Below are 23,393 nucleotides of genomic sequence, written 5' to 3' on the forward strand. Positions count from 1 at the left end.
AGAAGAGGACGGCGAAGAAGGTCGCGGGTCTCAGGCCTCGTCCAGACTTGCTCAGCAATCCCGCCCTGTCGGGTGCGGCGAGCGTGGCGGCCCGCTCAGTCCTGGGTCAGGGTGCCGGAGCTCAGCCAGTTAAGGCTGTCCAGGTTCCGGCCTCGGCCTCACAAGACGCCATTGCCGTGCCTGCCCCGAGTACACCCCCTGACTCGCAGGGCGCGGCTGAGGCGGTTGCGCCGGACACTACGCAGACGCGGGCCGAAGACCAGGCGTTGAGCGAGGGAGCGGAATCCGGCTCCGCCACGCCTCTGTCGGTCTCCGCCACGGATGTGCAACTCAGTGAACCGGCACGACCGGACTCCGGTGATCTTTCATCTCCAGACGCTGCTAACTCTGGAGCAATGCACGGAACTACCCCGCATGCCTACCAAGGCCTACCCGACGACGGGGAGGCCGCTGGGCAGCACCTCGTTGCTCATGACGACGAGCAGCCGGTCCCGGGGGAGGAGGCGACCACAGCCGAGACGACTGAGGCTGAGCCAAGAGCGGGGGGAGCACCTTCATCAGGGTCCCGGCGAAAGCGCTCTGTCTCCACTCGCCAGGGCTCCAAGGTGGGGCCCGCACACACGGCATTGCTCAACTCATGGCGTAGCAGCAGGGTGGACCTCAAGCTCCGTCGGGACGCCTGGCAGACGCATCCGTTCCGCTTCGCGGCGGACTTGGTGACACAGCTAAGCAAACGGGTGGCGCAAGACTGTTCGTCTTCCGGTAAGTCGCTGACGGCTGCGCAGTATGTCGACGCTGCAATGAGCCAGTATCTGCCGACGACCATAGAGGAGCAGTTGGCGCTTGCCGAGGAGTTCCTTCTCTCTCGGGAGACGGACGTGGGCACGGGGAAGCAGGCCAGCCATCGGGTCAGCCCTGAGGTCTATGCCGTCGCAGCGCCCCTAGCCAATGATCTCCGGGAAGCAGGGCACGCGCGCATCGCCGTTCACGTCTACTCAGGGGCCCTTGACAGCTTCCTCCGCGATCTCGAAGCAGAAGGGCCGCTCGGGAAGTAGGGCACAGGCACCCCCTCGGCTTCGCGGAGGCGCCGACCACAGCGATGTGGTCGGCGCCTCCGCACTTCTGCCTGCCCTTCCATGAGCAGGGATACTCGGCGTGCCGTTGAGAAGGCACCTTCGTAGTTACATCAGTAGTTCTATAGGGATGCCTGTAGGGATGCCCGTAGGGATGTCTGTAGCGATGTCTGTAGGGATCTAGGCGCACTCCTATGTTCGTATCGTTCGGCCTTCTTGAGTGCCTCGACTATGACGCGACGCGACACGCAAACAGCTCGGTATAACCGGACAACTCGGACGAACGCCCAGGCGGGGGCGAGGAATCGAGCGAAACGCGTGTCGCGTCGTGACACGAGATCGGGCCGCAATGCGCTACGGTGATCCACAGCCTGAAGGACACACACTGGAGACGCCTTGTCCGCCTACGTGCAGCCGGCCGTTCTCGCGAGCACGGCCAACGTCAACCGCTCCTGGGTTACCAAGGCCGCCCAGCTCGGTCTCGTGAACGCAAGTGCGCTCGACGGGGAAGACGTCATTGTCGTACGCGTGTTCGCCTTTGTGGATCAGCTCGTCTGGCCGGGCAAGAAGCGCTCTCGAAGCGAGGCTCGGGCGATGGAGCCCTGGGTGTCGCTTGCGGTCAACGCTGCGCGAGATGCAGCACGTGACCCAGCCACCAAGATGGACTCAATCCTGTGGATTACCCCTGAGGGCGTTGAGGTAACGAACGACTTCGGTGCCCACACGGGATTTGTCCTCGCGCACCAGCGGTCGAACTTCGTTGCAGTCCCAATCGGCGAATGGATCGCTGAACTTCCACCGAACCTCGAAACTATCTTCCACTGGCCGCGCAAGATCTTGGACACCACGATCACTGTCCAAGACACGGAGATCGCTCTCCTGGGCTTCAGCACCATTCCCCAACAGGTCACGGTGTTTGCGACATCAAGCACCGCACTCAACGACGCCACGTACCAGAAGGTGCAGCAGCATGTGTCGTCGCAGCACCGTGGCTCAGCGATCCGAATCATCGAGCACCAAACAAAGGGTGCACAGTCTCGTTGGTCCGAGCTCTACGGCCTTCCGGACGGCGGGCTGATCCGTCGTCCGGTGGACGACATAAGCCTTCGCAACGAGTACGGACCCCAGCTCAAGCACTTTGGCCGGCGTCCTGACCGGGAAACAAAGTGACTCGCCGGGCATTCCGCCGAGAGGCCAGCAGCCGGAGTCGACCGCGAAGCATTGGCTTCCGGCACGCTCCACTGAGAAACGCCCTGCGGGGGCTCATGTAGCAGGACGGCCCGGGATCTGCGGTCCCGGGCCACTGCTGTTGTCGAGGAGGTGAGGCACAACCGACATCCCTAGCTGAATCACGTCGCATGCCCGGCTGTTCTGCTACGGCCTAGCGCGCCGGGTGGCGATGACGGACGTCCTTGTACCTCCTCGACTGGAGCAGATCATAGCTACCCGTACGAGGGTCGGCTCAGTCATGCCTGAAGCAGGCGAAAGCCTACCCAAGAAGTCGAAAATTCCAGGGCGAGCGCCCTCGCATGGCGTCTCGTCAAGCTCTCCACACCTGGCCGACCGACCGACTCTGGCCCTACAGCTGGGGCGCGGCATGGGGTTCCGGCTGTTGACGGCCGTCCGCGCCCTGCTTTCCGATCCCAGGCTCGCCGGCCGCAAGGATGTTGTGCGTCTCGGCACCCTCGTGCTGATGGCGAAGGCCAGCCATGGCAGCTGCCGGGTTGAGATCACGGCCAGGGAGCTGGGTCGTTGGCTCGGGGTGTCGGAGTCGACCGTCGACCACGAAGTAATCAACGTTCTTCGTGACGTTGATGCTGTCGCTGCGCGTGTGCTGCGGGGCGGCGACGGGCTGCCGACCGGTGTCGAGTATCGGGTGGAAGCTCTGTGGGAGGCCCGGAACGACGTCGGCGCACCTTTGGCGTTGACGAAGGCCGAGTTGGCGACGCTGCTGCGGTTTTTGGAGGAGTTGTTCGCTCCGGGGTGGGGTGAGCAGTGCGCCACGCCTCCTGGTCTGCTGGTGAAGAAGGGACGGCGGGGGAGGGGCGCGGCGTCGGATCGGCTGGCACTGGTTCTGCTCGCCCTGCATGCACGGCCGGACGGGCGGGTTCCGTTGGTCGGTGGGCCGTTGGCGAAGAAGGTGGCTCGTCATGGCCGGGCGGCGGTGACGCTGGCGCGGATGCTGGGGTGCCGTGTGCCGGTGGCCGCGACGGTGCTGGGCCGGCTTGTTGCCGCGGAAGCGGTGACGGTCGCGCCGGGTCGACTCGTGGTGCCGACGGTGGCGGCCGCGCATGGGTCCGCGGCCGCGGTCCCGGACGATGCCGAGCTGGAGAGTTCTGCGTCTGCTGATCCGGCGTCTGCCGGTGATGCTGCGCGCTGTGTTCGGTGTGCCTGGCGTGAAGAGTCCGACGTGCTTGTGGTGGAGGGGGATGGGTGGCGGCAGCTGTCGTGGGATGACCTTGGGGGCGCCGAGGAGGGTTCCGGAACTGCACCCAGGGATCTCGACGACGCTGGTAGCGATCTTTTCGCAGGTCAGGTCGTCTTTGAGACGTTCGAGGCGAGTTGCGCTGCTGCAGACCCTCACGCCGACCACGCTGTTGTGGCTGATGTACGTGGTGAGGGTGCTGGAGGTTTCGGGTTTTCCGGCGAAGCCGCGTCGGGGTACTGCCGTCAGCCGGTACGCGCGTGCGAGGGCGGGAACTCCCCGACGCTGGAGGATGGTCTCCACGGTGACGTGACGGTCGTCGACGGCGGGGCTGGCCCGCTTCGCGGGGACAAGCCTGATCTGCTGCTGGCGGAGGGGGAGTCGGGTTCGTCGGCCGCGGTGTCGACGCTTGAGGCGTGGCGGTCAGCGTCGGGGGGGCCGCCGCCGGTGTGGGCTCAGGTGCCCAAAGGGCTGGAGCGTGTGCTGGAGCCGGTGGCCATGGTGTGGGGCCGGCTGGACCGGCTGACGACCAGGCGTTACGTCACGAAGGTGGTCCAGGCGCGGCTCCGCGAGATCTCGGGGGCGTGCGGTCCAGGGGTGGATGCCGAGCGGGTTCTCCGGGAACGGCTCAAGCGCCGGTTGACCGAGCAGGGCACGGTGCCGGTCACCGACCCGGTGGGGTGGCTGGTCGGCCGTGCTCTGCCGCGCCGGGCGTTGTGCCCTGACAGTCGGTGCGACGACGGACGACGGATGGACACCTGGGCCGACTGCGCCGCCTGCCAGATGCTGGTCCTGGACGGACGGGCGCTGCGCTCCCGCGCCTTCACCAAGGCGACAACGGCTCTGGCCGGCGGCCGGGTTGACCGGCCGGTGTTCGAGGCGGAGCTCAACGCGTGCTGGCAGCGGGAGGCCGCCGCGGCCGCGGTGCGCCGCGAGGACGCACTCCGCCAGCGGCACGCCCGTGAGCGGGTGTGGGCCGAGCAGCGGGCCCAGCGTGCGGCCCAGGAGACCGCCCAGCGGGCACTGGCCTGCAAGGTGTGCGGGAAGCCGGAGACAGCCGGTCTGTGCTGCCGGTGCCGCGACGAGCGCCGCGTCGAGGAACTGGTGGCCGAGGCCGTAGACGTGGCGGTGGCCACCTGGGGCATGAGCGGCGAGGCCGACCGGCTTGATGCCGTTCGCAGGACTAAAGGGACCATGCGTAGAGCGGTCGACCAGGCGGTGAAGGACCTGCTGGCTGCGGGCGGAGGCGTGTTCGCCGAATCGGTGGCGCTCGCGGCGCGGCTGGCGGCGGAACTCCAGCTGGGCGCCTTGCAGCGCCGGGCTGTGAACTGGTTCGCTCACCAGCCGCCGGCCCAGGCCGAGTACGAGAAGGTCTTCGCCACCGAGATGCGGCGCAGCCACCTCCACGACAGCCTCGAGGCGGCCCGCGAGGCCGCTGAAGAGGCCGCCCAGATGGCCCGGTTCAACACGGCGCACGCGCTCCTCAACGACCAGCTGCGTGCGTTGCGGGCCGCCCGGCCCACGTCCGAAGCGGATGCCGAACCCGACTGGTATGCGCAAGCGGCCGCCCAGGTCCGTGGCCTGATCCGCCCCGCGCCGCCCGAGCGCGCGATGTCCGTACGACGGCCCCCTGCGTTGCCGGGCTCGCCGGCACGTGGCAGCGAGGCGGGGGTGGGGGCATGAACCGTCCCGTACGGTCTGCTGTCGCGCACCGGCCGGTGCGACGGCCGTCGTTGACCGAGTGGGTGCAAGGGCTGCCGGGTCTGTCGGGGCGGGCGCGCCGACTGCTACTGGAGGGCGACACCGAGGGCCGGTACGCGGGCAGGACAGCCGCCGATTCCGGCTACCGGCTGACGATGGCCCTGGCGGTCGCGGTCTCCCAGCCCGGCCGGGAGTGGACCCTCGCGCAGTGGTGGGAGGCCCTGGTGCTGCGCCCGACGGCGGGCGGCGCCTGGGCGCGGTCGCTGCGCTCGCGCAAGGGGGATCGGTACGTCGAGGGCAAGCTCGCCGGGATGCTCGACAAGGCACGTGCGTACGTGGGCACTTCCGGCACAATCGTGTGCCGGGCCGATGCCATGGTGGCGATCGCCCGCCTGCGGGGCGCCGTCGAAGCCGTCGTGTGGCCGGGGCCCGGCGGCGGCACCGATCTCAAGAACCTCACCGCGCGGCTGCAGCTGGCCGAACAGGCCGGCGGACTCGAGCACGAGGTCTCGGTACGGCAGCTGGCCGAGCTGATGGGATGCGCCCGCTCGACCGTGGAAGCCAGCAACGCCCGCCTGCGTGCGGCCCGGTGGCTGGTCCTGGTCGCGGCCGGCACAGGAGAGCACAGTTCGGCCTGGTCCCTGCGCATCCCCCCGACAGAGCCCGAAGACCAGGAGTCGTGTGCGCGCCCGGGACACCGTCCAGCCTCGGGGGAGAGGGGGGCAGAGGGTGTCCCGGGCGCGCACACGGAGCGGGAGGTGAGCACGCGCGCGCTGGGCGCCGTGATGGGTACCGACGCCTGTCACCACTACGCCCACGGCACCTCCGGCGCCCGGATCCTCGCCGCCCTCGACCCGCTCGACGGCGCCGACGTCGAGTCCTTGGCCACGGCGACGGGCCTGCACCGCACCACGGTGCGCCGCCGCTTGGACAAGCTCGTCGAAGACGGTCTCGCCGAGGAAGCCGACGGCCTGGTCTACCTGCCCCGCCACCTGGCCGACGGCGAAGGCCTTCGCCCCGACCCCGACCAGCTCGAGCACGTCGCCCTCACCCGGGGCACCGCCGGCCTGGGCGAAAGGCGCCGCAAACGACACGGCGACCAGCGGCGCCGGTACCGGCAGTGGCTCACCGAACGCACGCAGTACGCCGTCGAGCGACGCCGGCCCGCCCGGCCCCGGCTGCGGCTGGTTCCCGAGGGCGTGGTCGACGAGAGCACGGGCGAGCTCCGCGACCCCGCATGGCGGGGGTGGAACATCGACGACCCGTACCGCCCGACCTGGCCCGACGACGGATCACCCGAGGCGGTGTGCGGATGACCTCACGACAGGACGGCACGTGCGGCCCCGCGCCGGTCGATCGTGGCGGAGCAGGCGATGTTCCGCACCGACCGGCTGGACGTCTCTCCCACCATGCACTTCACGTTCCGCCCCGGGACGGACGTTGCTGTCCTAGCGTGGAAAGCATGACGGTACTGATCGTGGGCGGCAGCGGGTTCCTGGGCGCCGAGCTGGCCCGCCAGGGACATGCAGCGGGCCGTCAGACGGCCGCCACCTTCCACTCACATCCCGGCGAGATCGCCGGAGTGACGTGGCACCGCCTTGATCTGCGCAACCCTGCGAGCCTGCGAGAGACCCTGGACGCTGTCAGCCCAACGGCGGTCGTCAACGCGAGCAGTGGCGGATCCCAGTGGGCAGTCACGGCCGAGGGCGGGATGCGCCTGGCTCAAGCCGCGGCTCAACGGGGAATCCGCCTGGTCCACGTCTCGAGTGACGCCGTCTTCTCCGGCCGCCGCCACGACAAGTACGACGAAACGTGCCTACCCGACCCGGTAACGCCGTACGGGGCGGCGAAGGCTGCGGCCGAAACCGCCGTGCGCCTGCTGGACGAGGGCGCCGTCGTCGCACGGACCTCGCTGATCATCGGCGATGGCCGGTCCGAGCACGAACGCATGGTGCACGCCTTGGTCGCCGGCACGCGGGACGGGGCCCTGTTCACGGACGATGTCCGGTGCCCCGTCCATGTCGGCGATCTGGCCGCCGCACTGTGGGAGCTCACCCTGTCCGATGCGGCGGGCATCTTTCACCTCGCCGGCCCGGACGCCGTCACTCGCCACGAACTCGGCACCCTCATTGCACAGCGAGACGGCCTTGACGCATCGCTGTTGCCGACCGCCCGTCGCGCCGGCAGCGGCCTCCCCGGCGCACTCCGCGTCCACCTCGACAGCCGCGTCACCCAGAAATACCTCGCCACCCGCCTCCGCGGAGCCCGGGAGTTCCTCCGACGCCAAAGCCCCGGCCACTGAACCGACGGCACGGCGCCAGCTCTCACCGCCCGCCTTGCCCGGCAACGCGACCTGGGCAGGGGGGATGCCGAGGGCAGGGCAGTTTCAGAACGTGGTGCGTACTTCGCTGCGCGGATCCCCGACGGGGATCCGCTCCTCGTAGAGTCCGGCCCGCGCAGTGCGCCGCCACGGGCGGGCGCAGCGAACGGCCACGTCGATGTCTTCGTCCTGCGAGTCCAGGTCGATGTCCGCGATCGCGAGGGCGGGCTGTCCGTTCGCGGGACAGCGCGCCAGCCACCTCCCGCCGGGCGCCACGACCCCGGACGGCACCGTAGCGCTGAACTGGGACGGGACCGAGTAGCCGAGCCAGTAGTTGTAGAGCGTCCCGTACGCCTGCGCGACACGGGCACGGGGCGCGTCGTCGACCATCACCGACAGCAGGACGCAGTCGACGTCCAAGCGCTCGTACTCGTCGAACACCTCGGGGAAGTTGGCCTCAATGCACAATGCGAAGCCGAACCGAATGCCGTCCACCTCGATGACGAGCGGCTGGTGTCCAGGGGAGTACAGGTAGGAAGCCTCGGTGTGTGACAGGAACCTCTTGTCATACCGTGCGACCAGCTGGCCGCGGTCGGCGACGACGTAGAGGCTGTTGTGCGGTCGGTTCGGCGGTGTGAGCGGATGGACCGATCCGAACACCGTCCACAGCCCGAGCTTCCCCGCCAGCGCGGTGATCGACTCCGCTTCCTCGCGCATCACGTCCCACGCGGCACGACTCCAATCAGCCGGCACCAGCTCGCCGGCCGGGCCCGCCGCCATGACGTGCTTGCTCGGGTAGGTGATCGCCCCCTCGGGGAACTGCACCAACCGCGCACCTGCCTCGGCGGCCTCGACCATCAGGGCCCGGATCTCTTGCCCGGCTGCCCGCAGTGCACCTCGGTCAGTTGGGTCCTCCGGCACCGTGCTCTGCGCGACCGCCAGCCGCAATGCCCTGGTCACACTGAGGCGCTCGTCGGGGGCAGAAGTCGTCGTCATCGCTCTCCTACGGTTAGGTGCTTGCTCGTGGACGCGGTGAAAGGCGGCCGGCACAGGGCCGAGGTGTCAGTGGGTCAGCTGGACGGGGTCGCCCTTTGCAGGGCCGGCGGTGAGGTGGGTGAAGTGCTCGGTCTGGATGATCCGGTTGCGGTCGGATTCGGGAAGGCGGGCGAGGATGCCGGGCAGGGAACGCTCGCGTGCGACTTCGCCGCGGTGCGCGAGGATCGCGGCCCACTTCATGTCGGCCCACGGTGTGACGTCGACGCTGGTGGTCACGTACGAGTCCGGTACCGCGAGGATGGACTTGCCCACCCCTTCCAACAGCGGGCCGAGCAGGCCCACACCGGACTCGGGGTGCGTAGCCGCGTACAGGGCAGTCGGCTGCCAGGGCGGGCCCGCTTCGGGATACAGGTGGGCGAGGCCGGCCGCTTCGACGGCGAGCAGAGTGATTTGGTGCGTGCGTACGTGGTCGGGATGGCCGGTCAGCTGGCCGACCGAGTCGTGCCCGACGACGATATCGGGCCGGAAGGCCCGGATGTGAGCGACGAGGCGGCCGACTGCTTCGTCGAGGGGAGCATCCACGAGTCGAGGCTGGCCGGGGGCCGCCTCGGGGTTGCGGGCGTCGCTGTAGCCGAGCAGGCGTGCGGCGCCGGCGCCCAAGGCATGCAAGGCGTTTGTGAGTTCGGGAGTGCGGCGGCTGTCCGGCGCCCAGGTCGCGGTGACGACGGCGGTACGGGCGCCGGAGGCGTGATGCTGAGCGAGCACGCCGCCAGCCAGGAGGCTCTCGTCGTCCGGGTGCGCGAACACCCCAAGCAGCGACGGCAGGTGCGGGACGTTCATGGTGGAGAGTCTCCTTACGGGTGTGGTTCCGGGGGGCGTCGGCCGCGCGACGTCTCCTTGCGGCGGGCCGCCGCTCAGAACAGGGCCCCCTGTTCCGCGTCCGAAGCCGGGGGCGGCTGGGTGGGCTGCAATCCGGCGGCCATGTCCAGCTCAAGCAGCGTGCTCCACCGGCCGCCCACGCACCCGTCGTCCAGGAGGCGGATCAGCACCTGAGCGGTGACCTCGACATCCGGCATCGCCCGGTGCCGTCCGGCAGGCTTGGCGATGCGGTAGTGGCCGAGCAGGCTGTCCAGTCCGTAGGAGCCAAGACCGGGCACGACGGCCTTGGCCAGGCGCAACGTGTCCAAGAGCGGCGTCGCGGCGAGTACGGGACAGTGTTCTGCCTGGCGGGCGATGATTCCGGCTTCTGTGGAGGCGTGGTGGGCGACCAGCCGGTACGGCGGCGTAGTCAGGCGCGCCTCGATTTGCGCCATCACCTCGGCAGCGGGGGCCGCCGAGGTGAGCATTCGCTGGGTGATGCCCTTGAGCTGGACGTCCCGCGCGGTCACGGGCACGTCGGCAGGCGGGCGCATCAGCTCCTCGAACCGGCCGGTTTCCACCAGTCGGCCATCCCTGGGGCGCAGCGCCAGCGCCGCGACCTCGATCGGCTCGGCGGGCCGTCCTGCCGGGGTGAGGCCCTCGAAGTCGATCACCACGAACGTTGTCGCGGCGAACCGCGGATCGTCCGTCAGCGCGGCCACGGTGTGGCTCCCCCTGGAACCGCCGTCGGCTTCCGGTCGACGGCTCGGTCATCGGTCCGGGGGACTGGCCCGGCGTGACCGCCCGGGCTGGGCACCCGCTGCAGGTGCCGGGCTGCGTACAGCCGGTAGGAGACGTGGTTGTCCGGCTTCGGGGAGTCGATCGCGGTGACCGCCTCCATTCTGAGCCCGTGCTGGACCAAGAGGTCCTCCCACAGCTGCGGGGTGAGGACCCACATGTTCACCCGGTGGTCTTCGGTGGTACCGGGCAGCCGCAGGATTTCGGGGCGCGGCATCAACTCGGCCGACGGCCCGGTGCCGTCCGAGTTGGTGTGCAGCGCCGAGAAGAGCAGTCGGCCTCCCGGTGCAAGGTTGTTGGCCAGGACGGGCAACAGCCGGTCGGGGTCCAGGTACGGCATGGAGCCGACGGAGTAGATCAGGTCGTACGGATCGGCGTCGCGCAGGTGGGCCACGGCGTCGGCGCATACCAGGTGCAGACCCGGGGAGTCCGGGTAGCGGGTGAGGGCGCGCTGGTGCTGGGCGGGGGAGGCATCCACGGCTGTGACGTCGGCACCCCGGGCGGCGAGGTAAGCGGCATGCCGGCCAAGGCCGCTGCCGAGGTCGAGGACGCGCAGCCCGTCTACGTCGCCGAGCGCTTCGATGCCGGGACCGATGTCGGGGATGCCCCAGTCCCACCGGTCCAGCTCGGGCAGCTCCACCCTTCTGGCCAGTTGGTGGGCGCCGTAGACGTTCCAGGTCTCGACGGTGTCCGATTCGTTGGTCACCAGGTTCTCCATCCGGTAGCCGGGGCAGGGATCAGGGGTGCAGGGCGTAGCAGCGCAGGACGTCGAGGTCGGCGGTCTGGACGGCGGACCAGCCCGCGGTGAGGATCTCCGCCTGCGCGGGTGTGATGCCGAGGCCCCGCAAAGGGTCGGTAGCGGGGCGGCGCCCGGCGATCTCGGTGACCACCCAGAAGGTCCCGCCCGGGGCAAGGAGGTGGCGGACGCGGTCGAGGAAGGCGGCCTTGTCGTCGATCCATCGGTAGACCAAGCGGCAGGTGACGACCGCGTACGCCGGCTCGGGCAGGACACGGAGGTCGTCGGTGGTGATGTCCATGCACCGCCAGGCCGGTTCGTGTCCGGGCCCGGTGTCCTGGGCGGCGGCGAGCTCGATGGCGCTGGGGGAGCAGTCGATGCCGGTGGCGCGGTAGCCGAGTCCGGCGAGGCGTCGGGCGAGCGAGCCGTCACCACAGCCGATGTCGAGGGCGGGGCGGTCGCGACCGGGGCCGAGGTGGTCTTCCAGCAGCCGGTTCTCGGTGTCGTCGAGCTGCCGGTAGCGGCGGCCCTGGGACCAGAGCGGCTCCCAGTAGGTCACGGCCGCAGTGGACGCGGTGGTCATGAAGGGGCTCCTTCTCGGGCTGGCGGCACGGCCGCGCGGGTGGGGATCTTCCGCAGCGTGCGGACGGGTGAGGCCAGCAGCGGGACGACGGGTACGACTTGGAGGAGCGCGCCGACGGCGAGGGTGGCCCGGACGTCGAGGAGGAGGACCAGGCCGCCGGCGGTGGCGGCGGCGAGCGGGCGTGCCCCGGCGGTGAGCGTGGTGCTGGCGGACTGCATCCGGCCCTGGAAGGCCGGGTCGCACACGGCCTGGCGCAGGGAACGCTGGCTGGTCCCGGACGCCGTCGCCCAGAACAACTGCACCGCCAGCGTGCTGGCCAGGACGATCTGCCACCGCAGTCCTGGCCCGGCACACAGCAGGGGCACCTGGGCGAGGGGACTGACCGCGAACCCCACGATGATCGTGGGGCCGATACCGATCCGGGCGGCGATCCTCGGCGCGAGCAACGCACCGACCACCCCGCCAGCACCCCCGATGCCCATGATCACGCCGAACGCGGATGGGGAGGCACCGAGCCGGTCCAGCAGGTTTGTTCCCGCACAGACCGTGTCCCCCGCAGGTCGTGTCGCTTTACGAGGCGACTGGCGACGTGGTCGGTGTCGCATAGCAGCAGCGCATCGTGTCGCTATCCCCGTTCGGAGCTGTGACGAAGGCCATACCCTACTTGCTCTCCTCCCGGCTGCTACAAGATCACTCGGCAGCCGAGCGGCCGCCCGCCGTCGAGCCCTTGCCGCCGCCAGCCGACTACGCCTGTGCGGAACACCTGGAGGAAACCCTGCGATGAAGAACCACGCCCCCTACTTGATCGCCACCGCGCTGCTGGGTTGGATCGCGTACCTCGTGCTGTGGATTGCCCGCGATCCCCAGCATGGCGGCCAGCCCTTGGCGAGGGGGCCCAAGTGAGCCGAAGGACACTCTGGGGTGATCTTGATGGGGCGAGGGGCTTCCAGGTCAGGATGGGGAGGCTGTTTCGAGTGCCTGCAGGAGCAGGCCGGGGTCGGGGGTGCCGGCGAATCCGTGTGTAGTTCGGTACACCCGGCAGGCCAGTCCCGCGGGGCGTCCGGGCTCGGCGAACGGGTCTCGCCCGTTGAGCAGGATGGTCGGCGACCCGGTGAAGCCTGCCCGTTCGGCCTGCTGCTGGTCGGTAATGACGCGCCTGGTGACCTCGGTGTCGTGCAAGCCGAGAGTGTCGAGCGCCCGACGCACCTGCAGGACGGCGGGCTCGGCGTTCGGGCAGTCCAGCACTGCCAAGACCTCGACCTTCATCTCTCCAGTATCGCGCGTATCGGGTCCGTGAGGACCGCGCCTGTCGGGGCCCGCCGCGCCGGGCGTTGCCCCTTCGTACGGAGCGGGGAGGGGATCACCGCGGCTTCCTTCAGGGGTCGTTCTCTCCGTACAGCGGTTGTCGGCGAAAAGATCTTGGACAGTGCAGGACCCCGGCGGCAGTGTCCGCCGAGGTCTGCACGTTGCCTCCACTCAGTGCCCCGAGATCCTCGCCCTCGCCCTCAGAGAATCTCGGCGCACTGAAGGGGAACAAGGGCGACCAGAACTACGTCCTGCCCGCCGATGTCGACCCGGCCGAGTACATGAGTGTGAGCATCTGGTGCGACCGTTTCGACGTCTCGTTCGGCGCGGCGGAACTGGCTCTGCCTGACGGATTTTCAACCCAGGGCGTCGGGGACGTGAGCCCCCATCCGCACCGGGATATCGGGTGCCGGAATTCTGAGTCCTGCGGCACCTGGCATCGACGTCGCGGACGAATCCCTACGGCCTCGGTCGTGAGATGACGACGCAGAGCGCGGGAACCGGCAGGAGTACGGGTGTTGGTGTTCAGGGCCTGCTGGCGGCGAAGAAGGGCATGCTGTCGAGGGGGACGATCTCGATGTTCTTGCCGGTGCGCGGTGCGTGGATGGCCTTGCCGTTGCCGACGTACATGCCGTTGTGCTGGTTGTCGTTGTACCAGTAGATGATGTCGCCGGGCTGCAGGTCGGAGCGGGCGACCTTGCGGCCGGCGTCGTACATCTCCTTGACCGTGCGCGGCAGCGAGACCCCCGCCGTGCGCCAGGAGGCGCCCACCAGCCCCGAGCAGTCGAAGGAGTTGGGGCCCGTCGAGCCCCACTCGTAGGGCTTGCCGAGCTGCGCGTACGCGAAGTCGAGCGCGGCCTTGGCGCGGCCGCTCGCCGGGCCGTTGTAGGTGGCGGCGGAGTCGCTGACGCCCGCGGCGGCGTCGTCCCGCTCCTGGTCGGCTTCCATTCTGGCGCGCTGTGCGGCCGTCAGGCTGTTCAGGAGCTTGCGCGCCTTGGTGAGCTTGGCCTGGACCTCGTCCCTTTTCTTGGCGGCCTTGGTACGCGTCTCCTCCAGGTCCTTCAGGCGTTCCTGGGCGGTCTGGCGCTCCTGGGTGAGTTCGCGCTGCTTGGCCTGCATCGCCCCGAGGGCGTCGGCCTGTCGGTTGCTCGTACGGTCGAGCATCTCGGCCTGTTCGAGATAGTCGTCCGGGTCACCGGACAGGAAGAGCTGCACGCTCGGGTCGATGCCGCCGCTGCGGTACTGCGCGGCCGCCAACGGGCCTATCTTCTCCCGCAGTTCGTTGACCTCCTGCTGCTTGCGGGCCAGCCGGTCCCGCGCGCGGTCGGCCTCTCGCTGGAGTTTCTTCTGCTCCGCGCTGATGCGGTTGTACTCCTCTGTGGGAGCCGTGGCCTCCTCGTAGAGCTTCTCCACCTGCTGGCGCACCTCGTCCACCGTGGGCTTGGGGGCCGCCTGGGCCTGCGTCGGCAGGAGGCTGACGGCGCCGGCGGCCATGCCGAGCGTGGCGATCCGGGCGCGGCTGGGCGGCTTCGGCCGACGGTGCGTTCCCATGCTGGGGTGGCTCCTCTGCGCGTCTTTGGACCAAGCAACTGAGCGTGCCCGTCGGATCGGTGCACGGCTGCCAGTGAGCAAGCGCGTTAGAACTTAGTAGTTTAGTAGTTCGTCCCGCAAGTGAGTCCGAATCACACCAGTCTCAGGTGCCGCCGGTCAGCCGAGACCGGGCGGGCACGCGATGACCAGAGGCAGCAGCGGAGTGGTCACGGCCGCGGCGGCCATCGAACCCCGCAGGACGGGGTGCGGGGTCCTGCGCGGCCCCAGGACTCGCTGCAGGCGGATCAGGACGGTCTGACCTCCTGCCGCGAATGCCCCCGCCGGGGCACGGGCCTCCGCCATCTCGTACATGACAGTGGCGAGCGTGTCTTGGGAGTGGCTGCGCAGGGCGCGATCGTCCGCGACCATCTCCAGCAGGAGGGCCGTCTGCTCCCGGGCGTGGCGGGCCAGCGGCAGTCGGCGGAACACGGAGTCGAACGCCTCCACGGCGATCAGTGCCAGGTGATGCCGGCCCGCGACATGGCTTTGCTCGTGTGCCAGCACCGCGTCGAGCTGCTCCGGCGTCAGCCGGCGCACCGCCGCGTCGCTGATCACGATCCGGGGGCGCAGTCCGGGCAGGCAGTAGGCGGCGGGGACGTCGTAGGGCAGGACGGTGGCGTTCAGGTGGGGCGAGTGGCGGCCCACCAGGTCCACGGCTTTGCGGTGTCGTGTGCGTGCCCGGCGGGCTCGTACGAGGTGGAAGGCGAAGCTCGCGGCCAGGGCCACCACGATGGTGGCGGGCAGGGCGACGGCGAGCCGGTCCGCGGTGTCGGGGTCCGGGTGGGCTGATCCCACGTCAAGTCCGCAGGAGTGCAGCAGGCCCACCAGTCCCGCGTGCAGGTGCTCGGTCGGTACGGCCAGGTTGTACGCGGCGAGCGTGGCCGCGATCGAGAACGCGACCGTCAGGGCGTGCCACACCGCCGCCGCCAGGGCGGGCGCGCGGTGCGGCCAGCTGCTGCGCAGCATGAGGTGCGGGGCGACGAAGCCGATGGCTGCGGTGTAGGCGATCAGAACGGGGGCCGCGTTCACGGCTTGTCCTGTCGTCCCACGTTCCGCAGGGCCTTGCGCAGGGCGGCCACTTCCTCCTCGGACATGTTCTCGACGAAGTGGACCAGCGCGGCCGGGCGGTCCTTGCTGGCTCCCAGACCGTCCTCCATGAGCGCGGCGGCGTACGCCTCGCGGCTGCGGACCGGGGTGTACAGCCAGGCGCGGCCCTGCTTGCCGCGCAGCAGCCAGCCTTTGGAGTACAGGATGTTGGTGACGGTCATCACCGTGGTGTACGCGACGGGACGGGTCTTGTTGATGTCGTCGACGACTTCGCGCACCGTCGCCGGACGGTTCCACGTCCAGAGGCGATCCATGATCTCCGCCTCGAGATCCCCCAGCCGCCGCATGGCCCCGACTCCCTTTCACCACCGAATGCGCAAGCGAATACGCAGCGCCATAGTAGACGGGCTCCCTTACAGCTTCCCTCGCGGAGGCGTCCGACGAAGAAGCTCGCCAAACGTCCAGACATCACGCGCTTGCCCTCGGCGCTCCCGACCCTTGTTCATGCTGCGTTCAGTGTGCGCTTCGAGACTTGCCGGTCAGCATGCTCGCAGCATTCGATCGAAGGGCTTTCAGTGAAGGACAAGAACGCCAAGGATCCCGCGCCTTCTGCAGTCTCCAGGCGCCAGTTGGTCAAGTACGCCGGCGTCGGGGCAACCCTGGTCGCGGCAAGCCCGCTGGCGGGGGCCACTCCCGCCGCGGCGGATGACGGTGACACCCACACGCCGGGCGGCGGCTCCCGAAGAAGAGTGTGGCGTGCCGGCGATCACCACGTGCACTCGGAGTACAGCGGCTCGTTCGACACGTCGGCGAACCCGCCGAAGTTCCAGAAGGGCGGCGACGCCGTCTACCCGATCGTCACCAACGCGATCATGGCGAAGCACTTCGGCCTCACCTGGGCGATGTGTACCGACCACGGTGGGCCGACGCACTCGAAGGTGAACCTTGAGCAGGCGTATCCGGACCTGCTGCGCTCACGCGTGCTCGTGCCCGAAATTCTCCAGTTCTGGGGGATGGAGTTCGACGCCCCGGCGCTGGACCACCACACGCTGATGATCCCTCACCACGCGGACGAGGCCCAGCAGTTGTTCGAGCTGGAGAGCCGCTTCGCCGCACGCGACGCCTTCCCCTCCGATCCCGGCCGCAACACCGAGGCCAAGATGATCGAGTTCCTGAAGGCCGCGAAGGACATGCGGCAGAAGCCGCTGGTCATCGCCCATCACGCGGCACGCTCGGCGACCGGCCTCGGCGTCTACGGGCAGGACACGCCGCGCGAGTTCCGCAACGGCAACAACGCCGCACCGGAGATATACGTCGGTTTCGAGGGGGCTCCCGGCCACCAGGCCGGCCCGCTCAACGGCGGCGCGCGCGGCGGCTACGGCAGCTACCCGACCCACGGTGGCTTCGACCAGATGACGGCTCGTGTCGGCGGGCTGTGGGATTCGCTGCTGGGCGAGGGCCGGCGCTGGTGGATCACCGCGACCTCGGACTCGCACGTGCACTGGACGCGCGGCGGCTCCGACTTCTGGCCCGGCGAGTACAGCAAGACCTACGTGCTGGCCAGGCAGGACTACGCCGACATCATGGACGGGCTCCGCAACGGCCGGATCTGGGTCGGCACGGGCGACCTGATCACCAGCCTCGATCTCACGGCCGGCAGCCAGGGCCGGAGTGCGGCCATGGGCGAGACCCTCTCCGTGAGCCGCCGCAAGCGCAGCGACGTCGACATCGAGATCCGGTTCCGGCCGCTTGCCGGCAAGAACGCGAACGGCGACCACCCGGAGGTCCAGCGCGTCGACCTGATCGTCGGTCAGGTCACCGGCCCGACCGCCAACCCCGACTCCGACACCAACCCCACCACGAAGGTCGTGGCGCGGTTCGGCCCCCGCGACTGGCGCAAGCACGGCAACGAGTACGTCATCAAGTACACCCTGCGCAACGTCGAGACCGACCTCTACGCCCGCGTGCGCGGCACGAGCACCGACGAGGCGGAGCCGCTCGCCGACGGACTGGAGAGCCCCTGGGACGATCTGTGGTTCTACTCGAACCCGGTGTTCGTCCAGGTCCGCTAACCCTGTCCCCGCAAGGTGTTTTCGCCCGGCGGCAGTTGACCGCTGTCAGCCGTTCCCTGCGCAATAGCAACCCGCCGGACGCTGCCCGGGCAACGTCCGGCGGGTGGTCCGCGTCCTACAGCAAGTAAGCGTGGGGGAGGGAGAAGGCGATGGATTCAGTCGCCGTGAACGGGGTGCGGCTCGCGTACGAGAGAGTCGGCACCGGGCGGCCCGTGGTCCTGGCGGGCGGGACCGGAATGCCACCCGTCGCCTGGGAGTTCAGTGGCCTGCGCGATGCGCTGGTGGAAGCCGGGCACGAGGTGGTCACCTATGCGGCACGCGGCGTGGCCCCGTCCGACGCGCCCCCCGCCCCCTACACGATGGCGCAGCTGGCAGCGGATCTGGAAGGACTCCTGACAGCCCTGGACATCGGCGAAACCGCGGTCGTCGGCTACTCCCTGGGGGGCTTCACTGCCGAGTTGCTGGCCCGCTCCCGCCCCGACCTGGTGCGCTCGCTCGTACTCATGGCCGGTGCCGGGCCGCTCACCGCCGTGCTGGACGCGGTCCTGCGGGCTGAGGCCGAACTCATCGAGGCCACCGGGACACTGCCGCCCGCCTTCGTCCGGCTCCAGACGCTGCTTTCCACACTGGCACCGTCGGTGCTGTGTGAGGACGAGGAGCAGGTCCGCGGCTGGCTGGACCTGCTCAGCTCACAGGAGCAGGCGTGGACGTCAGCCGAGGGCGAGCGAGGCCAGTCGGCGGCAGCCGCCGACTGGCTGCGTGACGGGACCCGTATGGGCAGGCTCCGTGACATCACGGCACCCGCTCTGGTCGTCTGCTTCGAGCACGACACGTACTTCCCGCCGCGCAGCGGCCAGGTTGCCGCAGACTCGCTGCCGAACTCCCGGTTCGTACACGTCCCGGGTGCGGCCCATGGCGGGCTGCTGACCCATCCGCAGCCCGTCAAGGACCACTGAAGACGCGATGATGTGGCGGTCCGCAGCCTTGGATTGCCGTAGACCGCCACAGGCCACCCCGCTACCGCGCTGCGGAACCACGCTCCTTGAGCATGTCGGCCATCAACTCCATCTCCGACTGCTGGGCGTCGACCATGCCCTGGGCGAGCTTCTTCTCCACCTGGACCTCGCACCGCTGAGCGCAGGCACGTGCCATGGTCACGCCGCCCATGTGGTGGTCGGTCATCAGCTGCAGGTAGAGGACCTCGGCCTGCCGCCCCTTGAGCTTGCCCAGCTGCTCCAACTCACCGTCGGTCGCCATCCCGGGCATCAGAGCCCCGCCCTTGGCCTGGTGCTCACCATGCCCCTGGTCTTTCATCCAGGTCATGTAGCCGTCGACGGAGATCTTCGGCAGCTCCCACAGATCAAGCCAACCGAACAGCATGCCGCGCTGGTTGGCCTGGGTCTGGGCGATGTCGTACGCCAGGCGCCGGACGTCCTCATCGTCCGTCCGGTCGCGGACGATGTAGGACATCTCCACGGCCTGCTGGTGGTGAACGGCCATGTCCCGGGCGAAGCCCGCGTCGGCGGAGTCGACGGCCGGCACCGGGCTGGTGGCAGTGTCGTCGGAGAGAGAGGTGGTCAGCGCCCAGGCGGCCAGCGCCAGCACCACGACGACCGCCGTGGCGATGAGGAACGGTCGCGACGTGGGCCGTGTCGGCATGGAGCCCGCGTCCGCCGTGTCGGTGTCCGTGTCTTCGGTCAGTGTTTCGGTGTCGCTCATGCCGCGCTCAGTCCGTTCGTGCACGCGGCGCCCGGCTCGGGGGTCTGTGCGCCCTGGACGTACTTGGTGAGGAACTTCTCGACCCGGGGATCCGAAGCCTTGTCGACGCTGAGCTGTGTCCCCCATGCGGAGAGCATGATGGTGCCGGCCTGTTCCTTGACCGGGCTCATCAGGGTGTACGGGGTCTTGGCGACCTGCTTGGCCAGTTGCTCCGTGTCGGCGCTGGACGCCTTGTCGTTGTACGTGATCCAGACCGCGCCGTGCTCCAGGGAATGGACCGCGTTTCCGGCGGCGACGGGCTTCTCGTAGACGTCGCCCTGGCAGTTCATCCAGGCGTTCTTGTGGTCACCGCCGACCGCGGGGGTCATCGGGTAGTCGACGTCCTGTTCGACGTGGTTGCGGCCGAGCTTCTTCGCGTCCCAGCTCTTCGTGCCCTGCACGGGCTTCTTGGCCTCGGCGGTTTTCTGCTCTTCCTTTTCATTGGCGCTGTTGAGGGCGTACGCGCCCCAGCCGGCCAGCGACACGACGACGAGCGTGCTGGTCGTGATGGCGAGGATGCGGTTGCGGCGCTCGCGGGCCTTCTCGGCACGGCGCATTGCCTGCACATGAGCCTTGCGTTCAGCGGAGCTGCGGGCGGACTTGCCTGTCTTGGGGGCACCCATGGGTGTTCCTTGTCCCCGCCGCGCGAAGGCACGGCGGTGCTACGAAGGGGGATGTCGGATGGAGGGAGAGCGGCACGGGGAGCCGCCCGGACATCCCGCTACGTCCGCAGCACCTGCAGCACATGGAGGCTCGGCGCCGCGCGGCCCGTCTGCGACACCGCCGCGAGGAGAGGGCCGGTTGGCCTCGATGCGCAGGGCATTTCCGGTAGGACCACCGGGTCGAGCTGGGGTGGTGTGGAGACGACGGCCCCGACATGGTGCGTCGCCGAGACGCAGCAGGTCCCGCCCGCCGGACAGCCGTCCGGCATCGCGGCCCTGGAACCGTGCGACGACGCGCTCGCCTCGGTCGGGGCAACAGCGGTGACCTGCACAATGGGCCCCCGCGTTACATCGTGGTGCCCAACCGCACTCACGCACACGAACAGAGCGGTCAGCGCCGCGGCCAGCCAGCACGCGAGGGCGGCCGATCCCACGGACCTCCGCGCCCTATTGTCGCCGTGTCCCGCTCGGTTCATCGCCGCTGATAGTAACGGCTGTGTGCCGCCGCGTATGCGGGTCCGGTGCGGAAGGTTGCCCCGGCCGCACGACCGTGAATCGGCCGTGCCAGGCTGTCCCGCAGACACATCGCGCCGCGCCGGGACGACGGCACACTGACGCTGCGCGCCTGGTTCTACGAGGTGAACAGCGGCTCGGTGGCGACCTTCCATCCGGATCCGGACGCGTTCCTGCCCCGGTGACAGCCCTGTCAATCCATGCGGACGCAAGGAGACTGAGTGATGCTTCTGGCCGCCGGACTCGACGCCACCGTCGTGAGCGGCTCCCTCCTGCTCGCGCTGCCCATCGCCGGACTCGCCGGCGCCGTCTCCTTCTTCTCCCCGTGCGTACTGCCGCTCGTGCCCGGTTACCTCTCGTACATCACCGGGGTCAGCGGCGCGGATCTTGCCGAGGCCCGGCGCGGGCGCATCCTGGCGGGCACGCTGCTGTTCCTGGCCGGGTTCACGGCCGTGTTCGTCTCGTTCGGGGCCGCGTTCGGCTACGCGGGCAACACGCTGCTGGAGTACCAGGAACCGCTCATCCGGATCCTCGGCGCGCTGACCATCGTGATGGGCCTGTCGTTCATGGGCGTACTACCGGGAATCCGGCGCGAGTGGCGCCTGCACCGGCGCCCGGCGGCCGGCCTGGCCGGTGCCCCGATGCTGGGCGTGCTGTTCGGCCTGGGCTGGACCCCGTGCATCGGCCCCACCCTTGCCGCGGTGCAGGCGCTGGCGTTCAGCGAGGCGAGTGCCGGCCGCGGGGCCGTGCTGACCGTCGCGTACTGCGCTGGGCTGGGACTGCCCTTCCTCGCTGCAGGGTTGGCCTTTCGTAAGACGCTCGGGGTGTTCTCCTGGGTCAAGGCTCACTACCAGTGGGTGATGCGTATCGGCGGCGGCATGATGATCGCGACGGGGCTGCTGATGGTGACCGGCGTGTGGAGCAGTCTCATCAGCCAGATGCAGTCCTGGTCGGCCGGGTTCACGGTGGGCATCTGAAGCGGGCTCTAGCTCTAGCGAGCGTCCTCGGCCGCTGGCTGTTGACGAGGCTGCGCGGGAAGCCGTAGGGCGATGAGGGCCGAAACGGCGAGGCAGACCGCCGCGCTGGTGAGGAAGACGCGGGACACGGCGTCGGTGAAGGCCCCGGCGGCGTGGTTGGTCAGGTCCGCGCCGAGCGGAGGGTCGAGGCGTCGGGCGGTGGCATGGGCCCCGGCGACGCTGTCGCGGGCGGCATCGGCCACCGGCTGGGGAAGGCCCCGCAGATGGGGGTCGAGGTCGCCGGTGTCCACGCCACGGCCTCGACGTGCGCGGGGCCTTCACCCGTCCGCAGCGACTACGTGCTCGGTGCCGCCCTCAAGCAGGGCCCGAGCGGAGGGTGAAGGTGTTCAGGAGCCCTGAGGACAGCGAGGTCACCTGGGTGCCGCGCCGCGCCCCCTGAGCATGTCGGCCATGAGCTTCATCTCCGGGGACCCGGGCGAGGGCGAACAGACGGCGTGACAGGCCAACTGCGCCGTCGCGGCACTCCGAGCCTGGGTATCCGTCAACCTGCGGCGGGCTAGCACGCCGCCGCCCGGCCCGGCCATCGCGGCCGTCGCCGCACCGCGAGCCGGCGCGCCCGCAGCCCGTGCGGCGCGCCGGCCGCCGGGGAGCGGGGCCTGTCGGGCACAGCGGTCGCATGAGTTCGGGCCTTCGGATAGTCAGTCGCGCTCTTGGAAGTGGTGCGGCTGTTCGTCCGTACGCCGTTGGTCGCGTAATCACCCTTCCGCACCCGGGCCCGCCGTTGGGCGGCTCCTATCGCGCCCCTTCGGACCGGTTGTATTTTCGCAGGTCAGGAGCCTGTTAACGGACATGACAACGGTCACCGATGCAGCCTTTGCCCCTTTTGGTCCCTGTGTGTTTCCCTGCCTGGAACAGACATCGTGAAAGGGGCGGGCGGTCATGGGCGGAAACGGTCACAGCCATGGGGTGGGCAGTCACGCGGGAGGCCGGCACCGCTGGCGGCTCGCGGTGTCGTTCGCCATGGTGGGTTCGTTCTTCGTGGTCGAACTGGTCTACGGGCTGCTGTCGGGCTCGCTCGCGCTCCTGTCGGATGCCGGGCACATGGCCGCCGACGTGGTGGCGCTGGGCGCGGCGCTGGTGGCAACCCGGATAGCCACCCGGCCCGACACCACCGGCCGCCGCACCTACGGCTCCTATCGCGCAGAGGTGTTCGCCAGCCTGCTCTCGGTGCTGCTGATGCTCGGCGTGTCGGTCTATGTGGTCGCCGAAGCCATCGGCCGCATCGGCGGCGACGCCGAGGTCGACTCCGGCCCCATGCTCGTCGTGGGCGTGCTCGGCCTGGCGGTCAACGTGGCCGCGCTGCTCCTGCTGCGGTCCGGCGCGTCCGAGAGCCTGAACGTCAAGGGCGCCTACCTGGAAGTCGTGGCCGACACCGCCGGCTCGGTCGGCGTGATTCTGGCGGGCGGGCTGGTGGCCGCCACCGGTCAGCCCCTCTGGGACACCCTGGTCGCCCTCGCCATCGGTGCGTTCGTCGCGGTGCGCGCCGTTGCACTGGGCCGCGAGGTCTTCGCCGTCCTCGGCCAGCACGTGCCGACGGGCATGGACCAGGCCGCCGTGGCCGACGATCTGGCCGCCGTCGGCGGCGTGAAGGACGTGCATGACCTGCACCTGTGGACCCTGACCTCGGGCATGAACGTGGCAACGGCCCACTTGGTGACCGCCGACCGCGCCGACAGCCACGCCGTCCTCGACGAGGCGCGCGACCTGCTGCGCGATCGCCATGGTGTCGCCCATGCCACCCTGCAGGTCGAACCCGCCGAGCACACCGGCTGCGAGCGCGTCGGCTGGTAGAGATGGCCTCTCCAGATGCCTCTGCCGAGAGGCCAGTTGCAATCCGGTGGCCCAGGGGTGCTCGCTGGGTGACTCCTTCGCCCCCGGTTTACGGTGAGGACCTGGGTCGGGGCCGAGCACCTGCCCGG

The 23,393-nt window shown here is 69.6% G+C and carries 23 protein-coding genes and 1 pseudogene; 11 read left to right on the forward strand and 13 right to left on the reverse strand.

Going from position 1 to position 23,393, the window contains the following annotated elements; all coding sequences use genetic code 11:
* Nucleotides 1–653: 653 nt before the first annotated feature.
* The 5 genes from JEQ17_RS48610 (at nucleotide 654) to JEQ17_RS48630 (ending at nucleotide 7,501) form a co-directional block, all read left to right on the forward strand.
* The gene (locus tag JEQ17_RS48610) at nucleotides 654–1,055 is read left to right on the forward strand and encodes a hypothetical protein (protein ID WP_030578395.1); all 402 of its coding nucleotides are present in this window, start codon (nucleotides 654–656) and stop codon (nucleotides 1,053–1,055) included.
* Between the two features lie 414 nt (nucleotides 1,056–1,469).
* Nucleotides 1,470–2,243 (forward strand): hypothetical protein, encoded by a 774-nt coding sequence (locus tag JEQ17_RS48615; protein ID WP_200402211.1) that lies wholly within the window; start codon nucleotides 1,470–1,472, stop codon nucleotides 2,241–2,243.
* Between the two features lie 427 nt (nucleotides 2,244–2,670).
* Complete coding sequence (locus tag JEQ17_RS48620; RefSeq protein ID WP_200402212.1) at nucleotides 2,671–5,181, forward strand: hypothetical protein; 2,511 nt, start codon at nucleotides 2,671–2,673, stop codon at nucleotides 5,179–5,181.
* Nucleotides 5,178–6,515 carry a helix-turn-helix domain-containing protein gene (locus JEQ17_RS48625; RefSeq protein WP_200402213.1) on the forward strand — a complete coding sequence of 446 codons (1,338 nt, stop codon included), beginning with the start codon at nucleotides 5,178–5,180 and terminating at the stop codon, nucleotides 6,513–6,515. The genes JEQ17_RS48620 and JEQ17_RS48625 overlap by 4 nt, the downstream gene beginning before the upstream one ends.
* Nucleotides 6,516–6,661: 146 nt before the next feature.
* Complete coding sequence (locus tag JEQ17_RS48630) at nucleotides 6,662–7,501, forward strand: SDR family oxidoreductase (RefSeq protein ID WP_200402214.1); 840 nt, start codon at nucleotides 6,662–6,664, stop codon at nucleotides 7,499–7,501.
* 84 nt (nucleotides 7,502–7,585) lie between these two features.
* Here JEQ17_RS48630 and JEQ17_RS48635 read toward each other — a convergent pair whose 3' ends face one another.
* The 6 genes from JEQ17_RS48635 to JEQ17_RS48660 form a co-directional block, all read right to left on the reverse strand.
* Nucleotides 7,586–8,515, reverse strand: coding sequence for a carbon-nitrogen hydrolase family protein (locus JEQ17_RS48635; protein ID WP_200402215.1), 930 nt, complete (start codon nucleotides 8,513–8,515; stop codon nucleotides 7,586–7,588).
* Nucleotides 8,516–8,581: 66 nt separating this feature from the next.
* Nucleotides 8,582–9,355 (reverse strand): PIG-L deacetylase family protein, encoded by a 774-nt coding sequence (locus JEQ17_RS48640; protein WP_200402216.1) that lies wholly within the window; start codon nucleotides 9,353–9,355, stop codon nucleotides 8,582–8,584.
* Between the two features lie 74 nt (nucleotides 9,356–9,429).
* On the reverse strand, nucleotides 9,430–10,095 hold the full coding sequence (locus JEQ17_RS48645; RefSeq protein ID WP_234048884.1) for a 3'-5' exonuclease: 666 nt from the start codon (nucleotides 10,093–10,095) through the stop codon (nucleotides 9,430–9,432).
* Nucleotides 10,083–10,877 carry a class I SAM-dependent methyltransferase gene (locus JEQ17_RS48650; RefSeq protein WP_234048885.1) on the reverse strand — a complete coding sequence of 265 codons (795 nt, stop codon included), beginning with the start codon at nucleotides 10,875–10,877 and terminating at the stop codon, nucleotides 10,083–10,085. The genes JEQ17_RS48645 and JEQ17_RS48650 overlap by 13 nt, the downstream gene beginning before the upstream one ends.
* A gap of 31 nt (nucleotides 10,878–10,908) precedes the next feature.
* A complete protein-coding gene (locus tag JEQ17_RS48655; RefSeq protein ID WP_200402218.1) occupies nucleotides 10,909–11,490 on the reverse strand; it encodes a class I SAM-dependent methyltransferase in 582 nt (193 codons plus the stop codon).
* On the reverse strand, nucleotides 11,487–11,948 hold the full coding sequence (locus JEQ17_RS48660) for an MFS transporter (protein ID WP_234048886.1): 462 nt from the start codon (nucleotides 11,946–11,948) through the stop codon (nucleotides 11,487–11,489). The genes JEQ17_RS48655 and JEQ17_RS48660 overlap by 4 nt, the downstream gene beginning before the upstream one ends.
* A gap of 322 nt (nucleotides 11,949–12,270) precedes the next feature.
* On the opposite strand from JEQ17_RS48660, the gene JEQ17_RS50615 reads away from it, so the two are divergent.
* Nucleotides 12,271–12,393, forward strand: a complete 123-nt coding sequence (locus JEQ17_RS50615; protein WP_258404859.1) for a hypothetical protein — start codon at nucleotides 12,271–12,273, stop codon at nucleotides 12,391–12,393.
* A 48-nt stretch (nucleotides 12,394–12,441) separates the two neighbouring features.
* Here the strand turns inward: JEQ17_RS50615 and JEQ17_RS48665 are convergent, their stop codons facing one another.
* A complete protein-coding gene (locus tag JEQ17_RS48665; protein WP_024127536.1) occupies nucleotides 12,442–12,756 on the reverse strand; it encodes a hypothetical protein in 315 nt (104 codons plus the stop codon).
* A gap of 245 nt (nucleotides 12,757–13,001) precedes the next feature.
* Between JEQ17_RS48665 and JEQ17_RS50400 the strand changes: the two are divergent.
* Nucleotides 13,002–13,136, forward strand: a pseudogene (locus JEQ17_RS50400) (DM13 domain-containing protein); the annotation flags it as partial.
* A 184-nt stretch (nucleotides 13,137–13,320) separates the two neighbouring features.
* Here the strand turns inward: JEQ17_RS50400 and JEQ17_RS48675 are convergent.
* The 3 genes from JEQ17_RS48675 to JEQ17_RS48685 form a co-directional block, all read right to left on the reverse strand.
* On the reverse strand, nucleotides 13,321–14,346 hold the full coding sequence (locus tag JEQ17_RS48675; RefSeq protein WP_200402219.1) for a C40 family peptidase: 1,026 nt from the start codon (nucleotides 14,344–14,346) through the stop codon (nucleotides 13,321–13,323).
* A 156-nt stretch (nucleotides 14,347–14,502) separates the two neighbouring features.
* On the reverse strand, nucleotides 14,503–15,414 hold the full coding sequence (locus JEQ17_RS48680; RefSeq protein WP_024127540.1) for a M56 family metallopeptidase: 912 nt from the start codon (nucleotides 15,412–15,414) through the stop codon (nucleotides 14,503–14,505).
* A complete protein-coding gene (locus JEQ17_RS48685; RefSeq protein WP_024127539.1) occupies nucleotides 15,411–15,779 on the reverse strand; it encodes a BlaI/MecI/CopY family transcriptional regulator in 369 nt (122 codons plus the stop codon). The genes JEQ17_RS48680 and JEQ17_RS48685 overlap by 4 nt, the downstream gene beginning before the upstream one ends.
* Before the next feature lie 228 nt (nucleotides 15,780–16,007).
* Here JEQ17_RS48685 and JEQ17_RS48690 point away from each other — a divergent pair, with 228 nt between their 5' ends.
* Both JEQ17_RS48690 and JEQ17_RS48695 read left to right on the forward strand, forming a co-directional pair.
* Nucleotides 16,008–17,504 carry a CehA/McbA family metallohydrolase domain-containing protein gene (locus JEQ17_RS48690; RefSeq protein ID WP_024127541.1) on the forward strand — a complete coding sequence of 499 codons (1,497 nt, stop codon included), beginning with the start codon at nucleotides 16,008–16,010 and terminating at the stop codon, nucleotides 17,502–17,504.
* Between the two features lie 149 nt (nucleotides 17,505–17,653).
* Nucleotides 17,654–18,460 (forward strand): alpha/beta fold hydrolase, encoded by an 807-nt coding sequence (locus tag JEQ17_RS48695; protein ID WP_024127542.1) that lies wholly within the window; start codon nucleotides 17,654–17,656, stop codon nucleotides 18,458–18,460.
* Between the two features lie 61 nt (nucleotides 18,461–18,521).
* On the opposite strand, the gene JEQ17_RS48700 is transcribed toward JEQ17_RS48695, so the two are convergent.
* Both JEQ17_RS48700 and JEQ17_RS48705 read right to left on the reverse strand, forming a co-directional pair.
* Complete coding sequence (locus JEQ17_RS48700; protein ID WP_234048916.1) at nucleotides 18,522–19,163, reverse strand: DUF305 domain-containing protein; 642 nt, start codon at nucleotides 19,161–19,163, stop codon at nucleotides 18,522–18,524.
* A gap of 56 nt (nucleotides 19,164–19,219) precedes the next feature.
* Nucleotides 19,220–19,885, reverse strand: coding sequence for a DUF3105 domain-containing protein (locus tag JEQ17_RS48705; RefSeq protein ID WP_024127544.1), 666 nt, complete (start codon nucleotides 19,883–19,885; stop codon nucleotides 19,220–19,222).
* Nucleotides 19,886–20,661: 776 nt separating this feature from the next.
* Between JEQ17_RS48705 and JEQ17_RS48710 the strand changes: the two genes are divergently transcribed.
* Complete coding sequence (locus JEQ17_RS48710; RefSeq protein ID WP_024127546.1) at nucleotides 20,662–21,414, forward strand: cytochrome c biogenesis CcdA family protein; 753 nt, start codon at nucleotides 20,662–20,664, stop codon at nucleotides 21,412–21,414.
* 14 nt (nucleotides 21,415–21,428) lie between these two features.
* Here the strand turns inward: JEQ17_RS48710 and JEQ17_RS48715 are convergent, their stop codons facing one another.
* Entirely contained in the window at nucleotides 21,429–21,704 is a 276-nt protein-coding gene (locus JEQ17_RS48715; RefSeq protein ID WP_024127547.1) for a hypothetical protein, read from the reverse strand.
* A gap of 649 nt (nucleotides 21,705–22,353) precedes the next feature.
* Here JEQ17_RS48715 and JEQ17_RS48720 point away from each other — a divergent pair.
* Nucleotides 22,354–23,265 carry a cation diffusion facilitator family transporter gene (locus JEQ17_RS48720; RefSeq protein ID WP_024127548.1) on the forward strand — a complete coding sequence of 304 codons (912 nt, stop codon included), beginning with the start codon at nucleotides 22,354–22,356 and terminating at the stop codon, nucleotides 23,263–23,265.
* The last annotated feature ends 128 nt before the right edge of the window (nucleotides 23,266–23,393 follow it).

Origin of the sequence: Streptomyces liliifuscus (genome assembly GCF_016598615.1) — a bacterium.
Lineage (GTDB): Bacteria > Actinomycetota > Actinomycetes > Streptomycetales > Streptomycetaceae > Streptomyces > Streptomyces liliifuscus.